16 protein-coding genes, 2 tRNA genes and 1 pseudogene are annotated in these 18,461 nt (G+C 67.0%); 5 read left to right on the forward strand and 14 right to left on the reverse strand.

Features of this window, described 5'->3' with window-relative positions:
- Positions 1-139: 139 nt before the first annotated feature.
- The 4 genes and pseudogenes from M1L58_RS02205 to M1L58_RS23440 form a co-directional block, all read right to left on the reverse strand.
- Positions 140-529: a DUF4233 domain-containing protein gene (locus M1L58_RS02205; protein ID WP_248657646.1), complete on the reverse strand. Its 390-nt coding sequence runs from the start codon at positions 527-529 to the stop codon at positions 140-142.
- Positions 526-2,052 (reverse strand): bifunctional tetrahydrofolate synthase/dihydrofolate synthase, encoded by a 1,527-nt coding sequence (gene folC, locus M1L58_RS02210; protein WP_248657647.1) that lies wholly within the window; start codon positions 2,050-2,052, stop codon positions 526-528. The genes M1L58_RS02205 and folC overlap by 4 nt, the downstream gene beginning before the upstream one ends.
- Positions 2,049-4,721: a valine--tRNA ligase gene (locus M1L58_RS02215; RefSeq protein ID WP_248657648.1), complete on the reverse strand. Its 2,673-nt coding sequence runs from the start codon at positions 4,719-4,721 to the stop codon at positions 2,049-2,051. The genes folC and M1L58_RS02215 overlap by 4 nt, the downstream gene beginning before the upstream one ends.
- Before the next feature lie 51 nt (positions 4,722-4,772).
- Positions 4,773-5,412 (reverse strand): annotated as a pseudogene (locus M1L58_RS23440) (SDR family oxidoreductase).
- 140 nt (positions 5,413-5,552) lie between these two features.
- On the opposite strand from M1L58_RS23440, the gene M1L58_RS02225 reads away from it, so the two are divergent.
- Positions 5,553-6,197: a TetR/AcrR family transcriptional regulator gene (locus M1L58_RS02225; RefSeq protein ID WP_248657649.1), complete on the forward strand. Its 645-nt coding sequence runs from the start codon at positions 5,553-5,555 to the stop codon at positions 6,195-6,197.
- Positions 6,198-6,258: 61 nt separating this feature from the next.
- Here the strand turns inward: M1L58_RS02225 and mobA are convergent, their stop codons facing one another.
- Positions 6,259-6,909 carry a molybdenum cofactor guanylyltransferase gene (gene mobA / locus M1L58_RS02230; RefSeq protein WP_248657650.1) on the reverse strand — a complete coding sequence of 217 codons (651 nt, stop codon included), beginning with the start codon at positions 6,907-6,909 and terminating at the stop codon, positions 6,259-6,261.
- A gap of 49 nt (positions 6,910-6,958) precedes the next feature.
- On the opposite strand from mobA, the gene M1L58_RS02235 reads away from it, so the two are divergent.
- A complete protein-coding gene (locus tag M1L58_RS02235; protein ID WP_248657651.1) occupies positions 6,959-9,265 on the forward strand; it encodes an FdhF/YdeP family oxidoreductase in 2,307 nt (768 codons plus the stop codon).
- 77 nt (positions 9,266-9,342) lie between these two features.
- Here the strand turns inward: M1L58_RS02235 and clpX are convergent, their stop codons facing one another.
- The 5 genes from clpX to M1L58_RS02260 all read right to left on the reverse strand — a co-directional run bounded on the left by clpX (position 9,343) and on the right by M1L58_RS02260 (position 13,954).
- Positions 9,343-10,623, reverse strand: a complete 1,281-nt coding sequence (clpX, locus tag M1L58_RS02240) for an ATP-dependent Clp protease ATP-binding subunit ClpX (protein WP_006866778.1) — start codon at positions 10,621-10,623, stop codon at positions 9,343-9,345.
- Positions 10,624-10,821: 198 nt separating this feature from the next.
- A complete protein-coding gene (locus M1L58_RS02245; protein ID WP_006866777.1) occupies positions 10,822-11,520 on the reverse strand; it encodes an ATP-dependent Clp protease proteolytic subunit in 699 nt (232 codons plus the stop codon).
- Positions 11,521-11,575: 55 nt separating this feature from the next.
- On the reverse strand, positions 11,576-12,175 hold the full coding sequence (locus tag M1L58_RS02250; protein WP_006866776.1) for an ATP-dependent Clp protease proteolytic subunit: 600 nt from the start codon (positions 12,173-12,175) through the stop codon (positions 11,576-11,578).
- A 257-nt stretch (positions 12,176-12,432) separates the two neighbouring features.
- Entirely contained in the window at positions 12,433-13,794 is a 1,362-nt protein-coding gene (gene tig, locus M1L58_RS02255; protein ID WP_006866775.1) for a trigger factor, read from the reverse strand.
- A gap of 86 nt (positions 13,795-13,880) precedes the next feature.
- Positions 13,881-13,954 (reverse strand) — tRNA-Pro (locus M1L58_RS02260).
- A 198-nt stretch (positions 13,955-14,152) separates the two neighbouring features.
- On the opposite strand from M1L58_RS02260, the gene M1L58_RS02265 reads away from it, so the two are divergent.
- Positions 14,153-14,226: transfer RNA gene (locus tag M1L58_RS02265), tRNA-Gly, on the forward strand.
- Between the two features lie 112 nt (positions 14,227-14,338).
- Here the strand turns inward: M1L58_RS02265 and M1L58_RS02270 are convergent.
- Positions 14,339-14,608, reverse strand: a complete 270-nt coding sequence (locus M1L58_RS02270) for a hypothetical protein (RefSeq protein WP_248657652.1) — start codon at positions 14,606-14,608, stop codon at positions 14,339-14,341.
- A 211-nt stretch (positions 14,609-14,819) separates the two neighbouring features.
- Here M1L58_RS02270 and M1L58_RS23445 point away from each other — a divergent pair, with 211 nt between their 5' ends.
- Entirely contained in the window at positions 14,820-15,005 is a 186-nt protein-coding gene (locus M1L58_RS23445) for a hypothetical protein (RefSeq protein ID WP_308221780.1), read from the forward strand.
- 289 nt (positions 15,006-15,294) lie between these two features.
- The gene (locus M1L58_RS02275; protein WP_248657653.1) at positions 15,295-15,993 is read left to right on the forward strand and encodes a L,D-transpeptidase; all 699 of its coding nucleotides are present in this window, start codon (positions 15,295-15,297) and stop codon (positions 15,991-15,993) included.
- 101 nt (positions 15,994-16,094) lie between these two features.
- On the opposite strand, the gene M1L58_RS02280 is transcribed toward M1L58_RS02275, so the two are convergent.
- The 3 genes from M1L58_RS02280 to M1L58_RS02290 form a co-directional block, all read right to left on the reverse strand.
- Positions 16,095-17,030: a PE-PPE domain-containing protein gene (locus tag M1L58_RS02280; RefSeq protein ID WP_248657654.1), complete on the reverse strand. Its 936-nt coding sequence runs from the start codon at positions 17,028-17,030 to the stop codon at positions 16,095-16,097.
- 93 nt (positions 17,031-17,123) lie between these two features.
- A complete protein-coding gene (locus M1L58_RS02285; RefSeq protein ID WP_006866770.1) occupies positions 17,124-17,561 on the reverse strand; it encodes a hypothetical protein in 438 nt (145 codons plus the stop codon).
- A gap of 96 nt (positions 17,562-17,657) precedes the next feature.
- Positions 17,658-18,461, reverse strand: coding sequence for an Fpg/Nei family DNA glycosylase (locus tag M1L58_RS02290; protein ID WP_248657655.1), 804 nt, complete (start codon positions 18,459-18,461; stop codon positions 17,658-17,660).

Here is an 18,461-nt window from a genome sequence, read left to right on the forward strand (position 1 = left end):
TCCGCTCCCCCACGGCTTGCGCCATTCTTGCAGCAACTCCCACAGTCCGCCCGGCTTCGCCGATAACGGTCCGGCCACAGGTCTTGCGACCACCAAACCGCCGTGGGGACAGTGTTGACCACCCAGGTGAGAGGCGATGTCAGTCGATCGGTTCCTGCCCGGGGAGCATGCCCAGTTCGACGCGCTTCTCCACATCCCGCTTGATGTAGACGATGTAGAGCCAGACCGACCCGAAGACCACACCTACCACAGCGATCGACCAGTGGAAGACACCACCGACGATTACCGCCACCTGGAGTGCGAGATCGAGCTTGAGCGCGTACGGACGACCCTGCATCCCGGCGGCGGCGATCATCGCGAGCACGAGCAGGATCAGGTATCCGCCGGACACCCAGGTCAGTCCGCCGCCGAGACGCCAGACGATCGGGAACGCCAGGATGACGACGATGACCTCGAGGATCATCGTCCCCGCCATCACCCCGCGCAGGCCCTTCCACGGGTCGTTGGTTGGTGGGGTGTACCGGGTCATGACGGTTCCTTACCGAACAGGGTGCGCGCGGCACCGGCGGTCACGACCGAGCCGGTGATCACGACGCCCGCACCCGAGACTCGTTGGCCCTCGGCTTCCTCCGCGAGGGCGATGGCCTCTTCGACGGCGTCGGGCAGGAACGGCTTCACGACGACGCGTTCCTCGCCGAACACCTCCTGTGCGTACTCCGCGAGCGTCTCGGCGTCGAGGGCGCGCGGCGAGCCGTTGTTGGTGACGACGACCGCGTCGAGGACGGGTTCCAGGGCCTCGAGCAGGCCTCGCGCGTCCTTGTCGCCGAGCACGCCGACGACGCCGATCAGCCGGCGGAAGTCGAACTCCTCGGCCAGCGCCTGCGCCAGGGCGTTCGCGCCGTGCGGATTGTGCGCGGCGTCGGCGAAGACCGTCGGTGCGCTGCGCAACCGCTCGAGCCGGCCGGGGTTGCCGACGGTGGCGAACCCGCTCCGGATCGCGTCAATGTCGAGCTGACGGTCCTGGCCGGCACCGAAGAAGGCCTCGACCGCGGCGAGCGCCAGGGATGCGTTGGCGGCCTGGTGTGCTCCGTGCAGGGGCAGGAACACCTCGTCGTAGACGCCGCCGAGCCCCTGGATCGTGAGCATCTGGCCGCCGACGGCGGTGGCCGAGTCGAGGACGGCGAACTCCGAACCCTGACGGGCGACGACCGTGCCGGCCTCGACGGCGGCGCGCAGCAGCACGTCCATCACCTCGGGGGTCTGCTCGGCGATGATCGTGACCGGGTCGACGGCGCCGAGGGCATCGGGTTCGCCGGCCTTGATGATGCCCGCCTTCTCCCCCGCGATGGCGGTGAGCGTGTCACCGAGGTAGTCGGCGTGGTCCATGGCGATCGGCGTGATGACCGAGACGATGCCGTCGATGACGTTGGTGGCGTCCCAGCGGCCGCCCATGCCCGTCTCGACCACCGCGACGTCGACCGGGGCCTCGGCGAAGACCGCATAGGCCATCGCCGTCAGCACCTCGAACTTGCTCATGCGCGGGCCGCCGGCCGCGGTCGAACTGTCGTCGACCATGGTGATGTACGGCTCGAGCTCGCGGTAGGTGTCGATGTAGGTCCGCGCGCGGATCGGCTTGCCGTCCACCGAGATCCGCTCGGTGACCCGCTGCAGGTGCGGGCTCGTGATGCGCCCGGTGCGCCGGTGCAGCGCGGTCATCAGCGCGTCGATCATCCGCGTCACCGACGTCTTGCCGTTGGTGCCCGCGATGTGGATCGCCGGGTAGCTGTGCTGCGGCGAGCCGAGTAGGTCCATCAGCGCCGCGATGCGCGTCAGCGACGGTTCGATCCTGGTCTCGGGCCACCGGGTGTCGAGTTCGGCCTCGACATCGGCGAGTTCGGCGAGATCGTCGGCGCTGTCGTGGACGGTGAGCGGCGGGCGGTCGGTCTCGGCGTCCGCCGCCCGTTCCTCCGCGTCGAGCAGCTCCGACAATCCCAGCGGGTCCTCGCCGACGACGGCGGGATCCTCTTCGGGGAAGCCGGTCTCGTCGCTCACGCGCCGCCGGCCAGACTCGCGAGCTTCGCGTTGAGCCGCTCGACCTCTTCGGTCGCGATCCGCTGGCGGTCGCGGATCTTGCTGACCACATGGTCGGGCGCCTTGGACAGGAACTGCTCGTTGCCGAGCTTGGCCGAGGTGGTCGCCAGTTCCTTCTCGGCGACCGCCAGGTCCTTGGTGAGACGCTTGCGCTCGGCTTCGACGTCGACGGTCCCGGAGGTGTCGATGGCGACGGTGACAGTCGCGACGGACAGGCGGACCTCGATGGTCGCGGTCGCCCCGAAGCCGGGTCCGGCGGCGTCCAGACGCGCCAGCGACTGGACGTAGGGCAGCAGCGGCTCGAGGCCCGACTCCCCCAGCCCGTCGAACTGTGCGGCCACGCGCTGACCGGGACGCAGCCCCTGGTCGCTGCGGAAGCGGCGCACCTCGGTGATGAGGCGCTGCAGGTCGGCGACACGGGCCGCCGAGTCGGTCGACCAGTCGCGCCCGGACGGCTTCGGCCACTCGGCGATGACCAGCGACTCGCCGCCGGTGAGCGTCTTCCACAGCACCTCGGTGACGAACGGCATCACCGGCGACAGCGCGCGCAGCAACGGCTCGAGGACCGCGCCCAGCACAACGGACGTTGTCTCCGAACGCTTCTCGTCGTTCTCGGCGAACTGAACCTTGGCGAGCTCGAGGTACCAGTCGCACACCTCGTCCCAGGCGAAGTGGTACAGCGATTCGCAGGCCTTGGAGAACTCGAAGGACTCGAACCCGGCGTCGACCTCGGCAAGCACCTCGTCGAGGCGTCCGAGAATCCAGCGGTCGGCGTCGGTCATCGCCTCCGCGTCGGGCAGCTCGGCGACCTTGGCGCCGTTCATCATCGCGAACTTCGTCGCGTTGTACAGCTTGGTCGCGAAGTTGCGCGACGACTGGGCGTGGTCCTCGCCCACCGAGATGTCGGCGCCCGGGTTGGCACCGCGCGCCAGGGTGAAGCGCAGTGCGTCGGCGCCGAAGCGCTCGACCCAGTCGAGCGGGTCGATGCCGTTGCCCTTCGACTTCGACATCTTGCGGCCGTGCTCGTCACGGACCAGGCCGTGGAGGAACAGGTTGTGGAACGGGATCTCGTTGCCCGGGCCCAGGTCCTTGCCGACGTAGGTGCCGAACATCATCATCCGCGCCACCCAGAAGAACAGGATGTCGTAGCCGGTGACGAGAACCGAAGTGGGATAGAACTTCTCGAGATCATCGGTCTGGTCGGGCCACCCCATGGTGGAGAACGGCCACAGGCCCGAGGAGAACCAGGTGTCGAGGACGTCGGTCTCCTGGACGTAACCCTCCGGCGCCTGCTCGTCGGGGCCGACGCAGACGACCTCGCCGTCGGGGCCGTACCAGATCGGGATGCGATGGCCCCACCACAGCTGACGCGAGATGCACCAGTCGTGCATGTCGTCGACCCAGCCGAACCAGCGCGGCTCCATCGACTTCGGGTGGATCACGGTCGACCCGTCGCGGACGGCGTCGCCGGCGGACTTCGCCAGCGACGAGACGTCGACCCACCACTGCATCGACAGGCGCGGTTCGATCGGCTCACCGGTGCGCTCGGAGTGTCCGACGCTGTGCAGGTACGGACGCACCTCCTTGACGATGCGACCCTGCTCCGCGAGCGCCTCGCGGACCTTGACCCGCGCCTCGAAGCGGTCCATGCCGTCGAATTGCGTTCCGGTGTCGGCGATCCGGGCCGACTCATCCATGATCGTCGGCATCGGCAGGTTGTGCCGCTGGCCGAGCGCGAAGTCGTTGGGGTCGTGCGCCGGGGTGATCTTGACCGCGCCGCTGCCGAATTCGGGGTCGACGTAGTCGTCGGCGACGATCGGGATGTTCCGGTCCAGGAACGGGTGCGGCAGTTCGGTGCCGATCAGGTGCTTGTATCGCTCGTCGTCGGGGTGCACGGCGATCGCGGTGTCGCCGAGCATGGTCTCCAGACGCGTCGTGGCGACCACGATGTGGGGTTCGGAGTCGTCGAGCGAGCCGTAGCGGAAGCTGACGAGTTCACCCTCGACGTCGGCGTAGCTGACCTCGATGTCGCTGACCGCGGTCTTGAGGACCGGCGACCAGTTGACCAGGCGCTCGGCCTGGTAGATCAGCCCGTCGTCGAACATCTTCTTGAAGACGGTGTGCACCGCACGCGACAGACCCTCGTCCATCGTGAAGCGTTCGCGCGACCAGTCGACGCTGTCGCCGAGTCGGCGCATCTGTTCACCGATGTTGCCGCCGATCTCGGCCTTCTCGGCCCAGACGCGCTCGATGAAGGCCTCGCGGCCGAGGTCGTCGCGGGTCTTGCCCTCGGCGGCCAGTTTGCGCTCGACCATCGTCTGCATGGCGATCGCGGCATGGTCCATGCCGGGCAGCCACAGCACCTCGTAGCCCTGCATGCGACGACGACGCGACAGCGCGTCCATGAGGACGTGCTCGTAGGCGTGACCCATGTGCAGCGACCCGTTGACGTTGGGCGGCGGGATCACGATCGAGAACGGGGGCTTGTCACTCGTCGCGTCGGCGGTGAAGTAGCCGGCGTCAACCCAGCCCTGGTAGAGCGTGGCCTCGTGCTGGGCGGGGTCCCAGGATTTCGGCAACTCGTTCTCGGGCAGCGCAGATGTCGGGTCGAGTGATGTCACGGCCGCCATTCTATGTTTCCGCCGGGTGAGACCTCGCCCCGGTCCTCACTCGTGCACCGTTCACGCGGTCTCGGCCGCAAGTGCCGGACCGAGGAGGAGCCCGCCGTCGATCACGTAGTCCGCCCCGGTGATGAACGACGCCTCCGCCGACGGGAGGAACAGCAGGAGCCGGGTCACGTCAGCCGGCTCGCCGAGCCGGGGAACGGCGAACGGCTCGGGCGAGTAGAAATCGGCGATCGCCGCCGTGGCGCCGACCGCGGGTTCGTTGATGAACGGGGTCGCGATCACGCCGGGGTGGATGGTGTTGACGCGAATGTGGTCGCGGCCCAGTTCGAGAGCCGCCGTCCGGGTCAGACCTCGTACGGCCCACTTGCTGGCAACATAGGGCGCGTACAACGCGGTGCCACCCATACTCATCGTCGACGCGATGTTGACGATGACTGTTCACGAGCACGTCCACGGCCCCGAAGGCTTCCTCGGCGGTTGCAACCGCCGACGACCACGAGTTCTCGTCTGTGACGTCGAGCCGGATGAAGCGAGCGCGAGACCCGAGCTCGTCGGCGATGGCGGTACCGCGCCCGGCGTCGGTGCCCCCGATGATGACGTTCGCCCCCTCCGCGTGGAAGGCGCGGACATGGCTCGACCCCTGTCCACCGGTTCCCCCGGTCACGAGCACGGTCTGGTTGTCGAAGCGGTGCATGAGGTGTTCCTCCGGTGGCGAGATGGGCGACCGGGAACATCGGATGATGATCGGGGTCAGTGGTGAGCCGATCGACTCACCACTCACGCTAGGTCGTATCAGATGGTGAGTCAAGCCACTCACCTCGTATGCTCAGGGCCGTGAGCAGAGGCGTGTCGACCTACCATCAGCGCATCGCGCAGGAGAAGCGCTCGGTGATCCTGGAGGCCGCGACGGCCCTCTTCCTGCAACTCGGCTATGACCGGACATCGCTGGCGCGGATCGCCGAACACTCCGGCGTGTCGCGGGCGACCCTGTTCAAGCAATTCCCCAGCAAGGCAGCGCTTTTCGATGCCATGATCACCGAGTCGTGGTCGATCGACGACGAGGAGACCGCTCTCCCGGCAGGCGACGTCGCCCACGGGTTGAGCGTCCTCGGTCACCGCTACGCCGCACTGCTGTGCCGTCCCCGGATGACCGACCTGTTCCGGATCGTCATCGCCGAACTGCCCCGGTTCCCAGAACTGGCCGACGCTCAGTTCGCACGCGGGAAGATGCCCTACTTCGAATCCGTGCGCGCATACCTCCTGGCCGAGCACGAGGCGGGCACGGTGCGGATAGACGATGTGGAGCTCGCCGCCACCCAGTTCCTGGGGATGATCTCCAACTACGTGTTCTGGCCGACGCTCCTGGTGCCGGGCTGGGAGGTCGGAGCCGAACGCGTCGCAGAAGTGGTCGACGAGGCCGTCCGCACCGCCGTCGCCCGATACTCCACGGCCGGGTCGCCGGCACCCACCGGCGACTGACCTCGTCGATCAGCCCGTCGCCTTCGATCAGCCCGTCGCTGTGATCAGCCCGTCGCTGTGATCAGCCCGTCGTCGTCACCCGCAGCCGGTGCAGATCCTCGGGCGCGTTCACGTTCACCAGCCAGTCGGCGTCGGACACGCCCACGCGGTAGGTGTTGAGCGCCTCGATCGCACCGAGCATCCGGCGCTCACCGCCGGCCACCAGATCGGCGATCACCGGCCCGGCATCGGTCCGGTAGATCCCCGCCATCGGATGGTCGCGCTGCGCGTCACGGGCGATCACCGCCTGGGCGGAGTCGGTGAGTCCCAGCCGGAGTTCGTCGATGAGTTCGGGCGCGATCAGCGGCATGTCGGTGGCGCACACGAAAGCGAGGTCGGCGCCGTCGGCCGCAGCCTTTGCCAGTCCCGCGACCAGCCCGCCCAACGGGCCGGCCCCCTCCTGTTCGTCGGTCACCCAGTGCACCTTGGACCGGTCGATGCCGGGCGCCGCGCGGTCGCGGATGTCGTCGATGCCGCGGAAAGCCGCCGACGTCTCACCGGCCACGACGAGCACCGGATCGCACCGTTGCGCCACGACCCGGACGACCCGGGCGAGCATCGGCTCCCCGTCCCAGTCCAGTGCCGCCTTGTCGCTCCCCATGCGCCGCGACCGTCCGCCGGCCAGCACGATCGCCGCGAGTTTCGAACCGTCTGATCCCGTGTCGTGAGTCACAACACCCAGTGTGCGTGATCCGTCACCGCGGCGAGGCAAGATGGACATCATGAGCCGTAGCCCTGATGGTGACCTCCGCGTCGACGAGCCCACCGATGTCCAACGCAAGAAGGTGAAGACCTGGGCCGCCGGCGTTCCCGCGGTGGCCGTGGCGCTCAAGCGCGGACTCGAGCAGATGGGCCCGGTGCGCACCGCCCGAACCCTCCTCGAACTCAACCAGCGCGACGGCTTCGACTGCCCCGGCTGCGCCTGGCCCGAGACCCCCGGCCACCGCAAGCACGCCGAGTTCTGTGAGAACGGCGCGAAGGCCGTCGCCGAGGAGGCCACCAAGCGCTCGGTGACCCCGGAGTTCTTCGCCGCCCACAGCGTCGAGGACCTCGCCACCCGCAGCGGTTATTGGCTCTCCCAGCAGGGCCGACTGGCGCATCCGATGTATCTCGCGCCCGGCGACACCCACTACCGCCCGGTGAGCTGGGACGAGGCCAACCGCATCATCGCCGACGAGTTCGCCGCGATGTCCTCCCCCGACGAAGCCGTCTTCTACACCTCCGGGCGGACCAGCAACGAGGCCGCCTTCGTCTACCAGCTGTTCGCGCGCAGCCTCGGGACCAACAACCTCCCCGACTGCTCCAACATGTGCCATGAATCGTCGGGCGCCGCGCTCGGGACGTCCATCGGCATCGGCAAGGGTTCGGTGACCGTCCCCGACCTCGAGGCCGCCGACCTCATTCTCATCGCGGGGCAGAATCCCGGCACCAACCATCCGCGCATGCTGGCCACGCTCGAGAAGGCGAAGGGCAATGGGGCACGGATCGTCGCGATCAACCCGCTGCCCGAGGCGGGTCTGATGCGGTTCAAGGACCCCCAGAAGGTCGGCGGCGTCATCGGTGACGGAACCAAGCTCGCCGACGACTTCCTCCAGGTGCGCCTCGGCTCCGACATGGCGCTGTTCCGAGGTGTCGCCCGACTGCTGCGCGACGCCGAGCAGGCGAACCCCGGCACCGTCTTCGACCACGAGTTCCTCACCGGGTCATGCGCCGGCACCGAGGACTACCTCGCCCTGCTCGACGACGTCGACATCGACGAGGTCGCCGCCATCACGGGTCTGACGAGAACCCAGATCGCTGATCTCGCCGACGCCGTTCGAACCTCGCAGCGCATCGTGTTGTGCTGGGCGATGGGACTCACCCAGCACCGTCACGCGGTGGCGACGATCGCCGAGGGCACCAATGTGTTGTTGCTGCGCGGCATGATCGGCAAGGTCGGAGCCGGATTGTGCCCCGTGCGAGGGCATTCCAACGTCCAGGGCGACCGCACGATGGGCATCTTCGAGAAGATGCCCGAATCCTTCCTCGCCGCACAGGATGCCGAGTTCGGGATCGTCAGCCCCCGCAAGCACGGGTACGACACCGTCGCCGCGATCAACGCGATGGCGGCGGGCAAGGTGCGGGTGTTCATGGGAATGGGCGGCAACTTCGTCTCCGCCACCCCCGACACCGAGGCGACCGCGGACGCGCTGCGCCGGTGCGCCCTGACCGTGCAGGTGTCGACCAAGCTCAACGAGTCGCACACCGTCACCGGTCGCGCGGCGCTCATCCTGCCGACCCTCGGCCGGACCGACCGCGACGTCATCAACGGTGTCGCCCAACGTGTCTCGGTCGAGGACTCGATGTCGGTGGTGCATTTGTCCCGAGGCTCACTGCCGCCGGTGTCGCCCGATCTGCGCAGCGAGGTCGCCATCGTCTGCGACCTCGCCACCGCTGCGCTCGGCGCCGATCATCCGGTGCCGTGGCAGGAACTCAAGGGGAACTACGACACGATCCGCGATCGTATCGAGCGGGTGATCCCGGGGTTCGAGGACTTCAACATCCGCGTCCGGCGCAGCGACGGCTTCGTCCTACCGAACCCGCCCCGCGACAACCGGTCCTTCGACACCCCGAACGGCAAGGCCAACTTCGCGGTGCACCCGCTCGAGTGGGTGCACATCCCGGAGGGGCGTCTCATCCTGCAGACGCTGCGCAGCCACGATCAGTACAACACCACCATCTACGGGCATGACGACCGCTATCGCGGGATCAAGGGCAACCGGCATGTGGTGATGGTCAGTCCCGCGGACATCTCCGCACTCGGACTGCACGACGGCCAGCTCGTCGACATCGTATCGGAGTTCGAGGGCGAGAACGGACTCGAGGAGCGTCGGGTGCGCGGCTTCGAGATCGTCGCCTACGACACCCCGCAGGGCAATGCGGCCGCCTACTACCCGGAGACCAATCCGTTGGTGCCGTTGGGTGCGGTGGCGAAGGAATCCAACACCCCGGTGTCCAAGGCCGTGGTCGTCCGGCTCGAACCGGCCTGAGGCCGCCTCGCTCAGAACAGAGAAATCCCCGCCCGGATCACCGGGCGGGGATTTCTCTTGTCTGTCAGACGGTTACGTCAGGCACTCTTGTCGCGACGCTCGTCGTTCGACGCCTTGCGCGGGACGATGGTCGGCAACACGTTGTCGCGCACCGTTTCACCGGTGACGACGACCTTCTCGACGTCGTCACGGCTCGGGATGTCGTACATGACCGGCAGCAGGACCTCTTCCATGATGGCGCGCAGACCACGAGCACCGGTGCCACGATGGATCGCCTGGTCGGCGACCGCCTCGAGGGCGTCCTGGGTGAACTCGAGCTCGACGTTGTCCATCTCGAACAGGCGGGTGTACTGCTTCACCAGTGCGTTCTTCGGCTCCGACAGGATGCTCACCAGCGAGGCCTTGTCGAGATTGGTGACCGAGGCGACGACCGGCAGGCGGCCGATGAACTCGGGGATCAGCCCGAACTTGATCAGATCCTCCGGCATCACATCGGCGAACTGATCGGAGGTGTCGACCTCGTCCTTGCTCGCCACTTCGTTGCCGAAACCCAAGCCGCGCTTGCCGATTCGTTCGGACACGATCTTCTCGAGACCCGCGAACGCACCAGCGACGATGAACAACACGTTGGTGGTGTCGATCTGGATGAACTCCTGGTGCGGATGCTTGCGCCCACCCTGCGGAGGCACCGACGCCTGCGTGCCCTCGAGGATCTTCAGCAGCGCCTGCTGCACACCCTCACCGGACACGTCACGGGTGATCGACGGGTTCTCGCTCTTGCGGGCGATCTTGTCGACCTCGTCGATGTAGATGATGCCGGTCTCGGCACGCTTGACGTCGTAGTCGGCGGCCTGGATCAGCTTCAGCAGGATGTTCTCGACATCTTCACCGACGTAGCCGGCCTCGGTGAGCGCGGTGGCGTCGGCGATGGCGAACGGCACGTTCAGCATCTTGGCCAGCGTCTGCGCGAGGTACGTCTTGCCACAACCGGTCGGGCCGAGCATGAGGATGTTCGACTTCATCAGCTCGACGGTCTCACCCGTGCGGGAGTCCTTCTTCTCCCCCGCCTGGATGCGCTTGTAGTGGTTGTAGACGGCCACCGCGAGCGTGCGCTTGGCGGTGTCCTGACCGATGACGTACTTCTCGAGGAAGTCGCGGATCTCCGCGGGCTTCGGGAGTTCGTCGAGTTTCACGTCGCCGTTCTCGGCGAGCTCCTCCTCGATGATCTCGTTGCACAGGTCGATGCACTCATCGCAGATGTACACGCCGGGGCCGGCGATGAGCTTCTTCACCTGCTTCTGACTCTTCCCGCAGAAAGAGCACTTGAGCAGGTCGCCGCCGTCTCCGATTCGTGCCATCTCGCGTAGTACCTACTTCCTCGTTGCCGGACTGTCGTCGTGGTCCGTCGCGTCGCACGCAGCCGGGCACGGATGATCTGACGACCTCCGAATGCCCAGTAACCCGACGGTACCCGCGCACCGCTCGAACTTCGACCGATAAGGCCAAATGTCGCGACAGAAAATCCCCGCGACTTCTGTACTGGTTGTGGGTTGTCCCTAGGACTTCTTCATCGACTTCTTGCGGTATTCGAAGACCTCGTCGACGATGCCGTATTCCTTGGCCGCCGCGGCGGTCAGGATGTTGTCGCGATCGGTGTCCTTGCGGATCTTCGCCTTGTCCTGGCCGGTGTGGCTGGCCAGGATCTCGTCGAGCCGGTCGCGGATGCGCTCGATCTCGGCGGCCTGGATCTCGAGGTCGGAGACCTGACCCTGGTAGGCGCCGCCGGTGCGCGGCTGGTGGATCAGGACGGTCGCGTTCGGCAGGGCCGCACGCTTGCCCGGGGTTCCGCCGGCGAGCAGGATCGCCGCGGCCGACGCCGCCTCACCGAGGCACACCGTCACGATGTCGCAGTGGACGTACTGCATCGTGTCGTAGATGGCGAGCATGTCGGGAACGCTGCCGCCGGGCGAGTTGATGTACATGGTGATGTCGCGATCGGGGTCCTGCGACTCGAGGACGAGAAGCTGGGCCATCACGTCGTTCGACACGACCTGGTCGATCGGGGTGCCGACGAAGACGATGCGCTCCTCGAACAGCTTGGCGTACGGGTCGTACTGGCGCTGACCGTTCGGGGTGTGCTCGATGAACGACGGAAGGATGTAGCGCGCCTCGATGTTCTTGAGCGCCAACGCCGACGACGGGATACCGGCGGCGACCTCGGCGGGCATGCCGTCCAGGGAAAGGGAGTTGGTCATCTGTTGCTCCAATGAGTAGGTGTGGCTCGGAGGTGGCGGGATGCTCGGGACCGGGTCACTGCCCCGGACGCGAGATCACCTTGTCGACGAAGCCGTACTCCTTGGCCTCCTCGGCGGTGAACCACTTGTCGCGATCCGCGTCGGCCTCGATCTTCTCGAGCGGCTGACCACTGAACTCGGCGTTGAGCCGGTTCATCTCCTTCTTGGTGAGCGCGAACTGCTCGGCCTGGATGGCGATGTCGGCGGCCGTACCGCCGATACCCGCGGACGGCTGGTGCATCATGATCCGCGCGTGCGGCAGAGCATGGCGCTTGCCCTTGGCGCCGGCCGCGAGGAGGAACTGACCCATCGATGCCGCCATGCCCATCGCGTAGGTGGCGACGTCGCACTGGGCGAGCTGCATGGTGTCGAAGATGGCCATGCCCGCGGTGACCGAGCCACCGGGCGAGTTGATGTAGAGGTGGATGTCCTTGGTGGGGTCCTCGGCGGCGAGCAGCAGGATCTGCGCGCACAGCCGGTTGGCGATGTCGTCGTCGACCTGGGTGCCCAGGAAGATGATGCGTTCGCGCAGCAGACGCTCGAACACCGAATCGGTCAGGTTCAACCCAGCCACACCCGAACTCATCGAGGGTGTGTGGATGGTCGGCTCACTCACAGGTTCCTACCTTTGCCTTGTTGTCATGACCTGTGCGCGCCGTCGCCGGCGTCGCACACGTTCTCTGTCTGATGACGTCCTCTCCGACACTAACCAATCCACACCCACCGGCACTCCCGAGGACACGTCTATTCGCTGAGAGCAGAACGGGTCATCACTGTGAACGGCGAATGCAGACCGGTGCACCCGACGCCGATCGCCGGCCCCCGCGAACGGGGACCGGCGATCGGTGATGCGTGGTGAGGTTCCGGGTCGACTCAGTTGTCGGCGTCGGCCGCCTCGTCGGACTCGGCGTCGTCGTTGCCCCCGAAGAACTCGGAGGTGTCGACGGTCGCACCCTTGGTGTCGGTGACGGTGAACTCACCGACGATGCCGGCCAGCGACTTGCCGCGACGGACGTCGGCGTAGACCGCGCCGACCTGGTTGGCCTGGGTCAGCTGCTGGATGAACTCCTGCGGCTGCATGCCGTAGCGCTGCGCGGTGAAGATGATCTGCTGGGTCAGCTCGTCCTGACTGACCTCGGTCTCCTGCTGATCGGCGATCGCGTCGAGGAGCAGCTGCTGCTTGACCGACTTCTCGGCCTCCTCGCGGGCCTCGGCGTCCCACTCCTCGCGGGTCTTGCCCTGCGCCTCGAGGAACTTCGCGACCTGCTCGTCGTCGTGGCCGAGAGCGTGGATGATCTGGTGCTGCTGACCCTCGATCTCCTCGGCGACGACCTTCTCCGGCAGCGGGACCTCGACGGTCTCGATCAGCTTCTCGAGCACGGCGTCGCGGATCTTGTTGGCCTGCTCGAGCTTCGCCGACTGCTCGACGCGCTCGGCCAGGCTCGCACGCAGCTCCTCGACGGTGTCGAACTCACTGGCCATCTGCGCGAACTCGTCGTCGACCTCGGGGAGCTCGCGCTCCTTGACCGACTGCACGGTGACCTTCACCAGAGCCTCTTCACCGGCGTGGTCGCCGGCGACGAGCTTGGTGGTGAACTCCTTGCTCTCGCCGGCCTTCAGACCGATGAGGGCGTCGTCGAGTCCGTCGATGAGCTGGCCGGAGCCGACCTCATGGGACAGACCCTCGGTGGTGGCCTCCTCGACGGCCTCGCCGTCGACAGTGGCCTCGAGGTCGATCGACACGAAGTCACCGTTCTCGATGCCGCGCTCGACACCCTTGAGGGTGCCGAAGCGGGCGCGCAGGCCTTCGAGCTGCTCGTCGACCGCTGCGTCGTCGATCTCGATGGCGTCGACCTCGACCGAGAGGGTCGAGTAGTCGGGCAGGGTGATCTCCGGGCGGACGTCGACCTCAGCGGTGAAGGTGACGGACTCGCCGTACTTCAGCTCCGACAGGTCGATCTCCGGCTGGCCGATGGCCTTGGTCTCGGTCTCGGCGATGGCCTCCGAGTACTTGGCGGGGATGGCGTCGTTGACGACCTGCGCCAGGACCGAGTCGCGACCGACGCGGGCCTCGATCAGCTTGGCGGGCGCCTTGCCCGGGCGGAAGCCGGGGATCCGGATCTGCTGGGCCAGCGACTTGTACGCCCGGTCGAAGTCTGCGGACAGCTCCTCGAACGGGACCTCGACATTGAGCTTCACTCGGGTCGGGGTGAGTTGCTCGACAGTGCTCTTCACGCCTACTGCTCCTTATATCTGGGGTGGTGATGAAAGTTCGGTTTCGGGTGGTGTGCCCCCGTGACCCACACGGTCACATCGACAAGTCGGGATGACAGGATTTGAACCTGCGACCCTCCGCTCCCAAAGCGGATGCGCTACCAAGCTGCGCCACATCCCGCGGTCCTCAGGTCGCGGTGGAGGCCTCACGGCCGACCGCGCATCAGGGCCAACAGAAGATAGTACGTGGCGTCTGTTGCGACTCGACCAACGGGTGCCGGACGCACCGCCACCCACCCCGATTTAGAAATCCGGCGCGCCGCCAGGTACAGTCACTCATCGCACGCGGCGAACTCCGGTTCCCGGTGATCGCGAGCACGCGGGTGTAGCTCAATGGTAGAGCCCTAGTCTTCCAAACTAGCTACGCGGGTTCGATTCCCGTCACCCGCTCCACCACACCCCTCGACCCGGTCGAGGGCACGATCCGACCCTGGTCCGTCGAAAGACGACGACCAGGGTCGTTTCGTTTCTTGGTGCGCTCAGCGACCTCAGGCCACGGCAGACCTCAGAATTCCCAGAACGGGAAGCCCTCCCCGAACTCGTAGAAGTCGTACGGATAGTCGTAGAACGGCGGGAGCTCCGGCAGAGGCGGTGTCTCCGGTGTGTCTTTCACCGCGCCGTTCTCCCCCGGACCCGTCGAGATGACGGGTGGCGGACACGGGGCGGTCTGCCCGTTGGCGATGGGCATCGTGCATGGTGCGTCGGCGCTCGCAAGTGCCGCGCCACCGAAAAGCCCGGCGGTGGCGGTGGCGACAGCGAACGTCAAGGTGGTCAAGGGTCGGTTCATTGCTCTCGGTCTTCCATTCGCAGACGTCAGCACCCCCCTCCGCGCGGAAATGTCTCCCGACCTGCGTGCACTCTCGGGCACGCGCCCTGTCCTTCCCGGGTGCCGACATCCAGATTGCTCCGGCCGACGACGCTGTTTGCGGTGTTCGCGAAGCCGAAACACAGCTGTGACACACGACACACTCGCGTAAGGTGGGGGCATGTCATCTACACATACGAAAACCCAGCGAAAGTGTCAGACCTGCGGCGCACCGCTGTATATACGCAGGGACATCACCGAATCCGAGACCGGGCTCGGACGCGTCGACATCATGCTCGTGTGCCGGGACGAGGCGTGCACGCAGCCGGTGCGGCATCTGCGCACAGAGCACCCGCAACCCGCCTGAGTCCCGGCGCCCCTGTGGGACAACCGATCCTGTTGACACCACCACGACAGGGCGATGATGTACGCCGATGAGATGATCGGCGGAGTCTGCCATTGGTTTGTGACTACCATCACTCCAGTTGCGGTCAATGCGCTCACCACGGGTTTTCGCCAGCTCGCATGCCCCGTTTGCGATCGCGGCGTCGGCGAGGTCGCTGCATTCCTTGGCCGTTAGACAACGGTTGTGTAACGATGGATTCGCGCTTTCAGATGTACAGCGCGAGATATTCATCGAACCGAAGGTACGACTAGTGCAGACCAACAATGTGCCGACCCCGCGGTCTCGTCGACGCACCACTCGGCGCCTCAGCGGGATCGTCGTCGGCGTCCTGGCCATGGCTCTCGCCCTCCCCGGCGTTGCGAACGCTGCACCCGTCACCGTGATCCCCGGCCTGCCGCCGGTCGAGATCCCCGTGATCCCGGGCCTGCCGACGCCGCCGGCACCGAGCACCCCGAAGGCCCCGGAGCCGCCGTCGAGCAGCACCACCCCGGAGAAGCCCGCGGGTCCGGCCATCCCGAACGTGAAGTCCCCGACCGGGTACATCGCCCTGGCCGACGACAAGACCCACACCATCACGTGGTGGAAGAACGGCGAGGTCGTCAAGACCATGCCGATCTCGATGGGTTCGGACAAGCACCCGACCCCGAACGGTGTCTACTACACCAAGGAGAAGTACCGCGACATGTACATGGATTCGTCCACGTACGGTGTGCCGGTCGACTCCGCCGAGGGCTACCGCACCTACGTCGAGTACGCGACCCGCATGTCGTGGGACGGCATCTTCATCCACGCGGCACCGTGGTCGGTCGCGCAGCAGGGCAACAGCAATGTGAGCCACGGCTGTATCAACGTCACCACCGAGTTCGGCAAGTGGGTCTACGACAACGTCCCGCGCGGAACCCCGATCGTGGTCCGGAACACCATCGGCGGCCAGTACAACGGCAACTGATCTGGCGTTCCAGCAGACCTCGAAGGCCGGTCACCTCCCCGGTGACCGGCCTTCGTCGTCGGTGTCGGACGACAGCCGTGACGCGCGACTCGGGAGACTCCTCAAGCAGCGCGGACGTCGTCCGCGGGAACGGCGGCGAACGTCGCCTGCACCTGCAGCCAACCCGCGATCACCTGGCACCCGGTCGAGACGGGATCGGTGACAGAACCGAGTCGATAGGGCTCGTGGCCGTACGAGGTGTGCCGTCCGCCCGGCGAATTCGCCCACGCGACACCGAGGAACCGCATCACCGACGGCAGATAACAGCGGATCTCCCACCAGGCCGATGCGAGTCGGTGGATGTCCCGCCGCCACTGCGACGGGCGCACCGCGGTGCGGCGGGCGTTCTGGAAGGCGTTGCGGCGCAGCACCTCGAATGCGCTGCGTCCCCAGCGGCCCAGCGCGGCGAAGGTCATCGCCCGGGTGAGGTCGGCGATGTCACGGACCAGGGAATCGGCGCGTGCGTTGCAGATCATGTCGTCGGGGGCGCCCACCCACATCACGGGCAGGCCCGCCGGCAACTGTTCCCCGGGACCCGCGACACCCCATCCGTCGCATCCGGGTACGGCCCCCGGCGGCTGGTGCGGGTCCGCGACGAGTCCGACGCCGATCACTCGGTCGACAACGGGATGGCGGCGCGCCCCCAGTTCGGCGAGCGCCGCCCGGATCACCACGGCACCTTGCGAGTACCCCAGCAGGGCAACCGATCCCGTGGTCTGCTCGAGCAGCTCGGACAATCGCCGGGAACCGATCGCCACACTGTCGGCGAAGCTCATGCCGCCGGGATGGGGCGCCGGGCCGTAGCTCGCCGGATAGGCGACCCAGCGGCAGGAGAACCGATCGTCGAGTTCGGCGGTCACGCCCGAGAGGAGACCGGTCACCTCGGTGCGGACGTCGCCCGGGTACGACTCCCCGGTTCCGCCGACCACGAGGACGGTGATCGCCGGCCGATAGACGTCCCCGAGGGCGTCGTCGAGGGTCTGCTCGTCGCTGTACACCTCATCCAGCGTGACGCCCGCACATGTGAGCGGACGTCAGACGACGCTGTGGGTTCGCTGAGATCCTCCGGTCGCTTCCGCGCCGGATGGAGGTCAGAAGGTGGCGCCGGGCGGCGGCTTGGCGACGTAGTCCGCGGTCTCGATGATCGCGATGAAGAAACCACTCCCCTCGATCACGTTCGCGCTGTGGCTCAGGCCGGCCGGGATGTAGATGCTCGCCGGGGCCTCCACCACATACGACTCGTCGCCCAGGGTGATCTCGTAGACCAGGTGATCGAGCGAGAGGAGGATGTTGATCTCGGGACAGTCGTGCACGTGGGGTTCGCAGTAGTCCCGGGTCGCGGCCGAGACGGCTCGCATCTCATGGGCGACGACCCGCTTCTCGGCCTCGGGGAACAGATCGCCGCCGGCTAGGACGCGTCGGGAGATCGGCGCATCAGAAGCGCCGTGGAACGGCACGTCCTTCAGCGGCGACACCTCACCGCGCGAGATCAGGCCGGCATGGACACGCGACTCCTCGACGATCGACACGCTTACCCCCACCAGATTGCGACGCGGATGCCGTGCATCCCGAACTTCCGCGATGTTACTGAGGTTCGCCTATCCATACATCTTTTGAGGGAAGCGTCACGTCTGGCACACCGGGCACCAGTAGAGCTTGCGGGCCTCGAGTTCGGCGAGCAGAACCGGAGTGCCGCAGATGCGACACGGCTCCCCTGCCCGGCGGTAGACGTAGGTCCGCGGACGATTCGCCGCGTACGCCGGCGCCCCGTGGTCGTCCTCGGGCCGGATCACGTGGATCCGGCCGCGGCGCACGCCCACCTTCATGAGCGCCACCAAGTCGGTCCACATCTGGTCGAATTCGCTTCGGGCGAGGCGCTTCCCGGGGCGCATGGGGTCGATACCGGCACGGAAGAGGACCTCGGCACGGTAGACGTTGCCGATTCCCGCGATGACCTTCTGGTCCATCAGCAGTGCGCCGATCGGTCGCGACGAGCGGGAGATCGCCGCCCAGGCGCGGTCCGGGTCGGCGTCGCGTCGCAGCGGGTCGGGACCCAGTCGGGCGATCAGCGCGTCGAGGTCGGCAGGGTGGTAGATCTCACACGCCGTCGGTCCGCGCAGGTCGGTGGCGGTGTCCTCGGTCTCGATACGCAGCCGGACCTGTCCGACCGGCTCCGGCGGCGGCGCTGTCAGCTCGGTGAAGGCGCCGTAGAGGCCGAGGTGGATGTGCACCATCCGCTCGGTCCGTCCGTCGCGATAGCGATGGAGCAGGTGTTTGCCCCACGCCTCCGCGGCGTGGAAGGTCATCCCGTCGACAGCGGCCGCACCGTCGGCGAACCGACCCTGGGGGCTGGTCACCCGAACCGGTCGGCCGCCGAAGAGTCGCTGTTGCCGGCGGGCGAGCCGGTGCAGCGTATGACCTTCGGGCAC

Source organism: Gordonia sp. C13, from assembly GCF_023218005.1.
In the GTDB taxonomy this organism is placed as follows: Bacteria; Actinomycetota; Actinomycetes; order Mycobacteriales; family Mycobacteriaceae; genus Gordonia; species Gordonia namibiensis.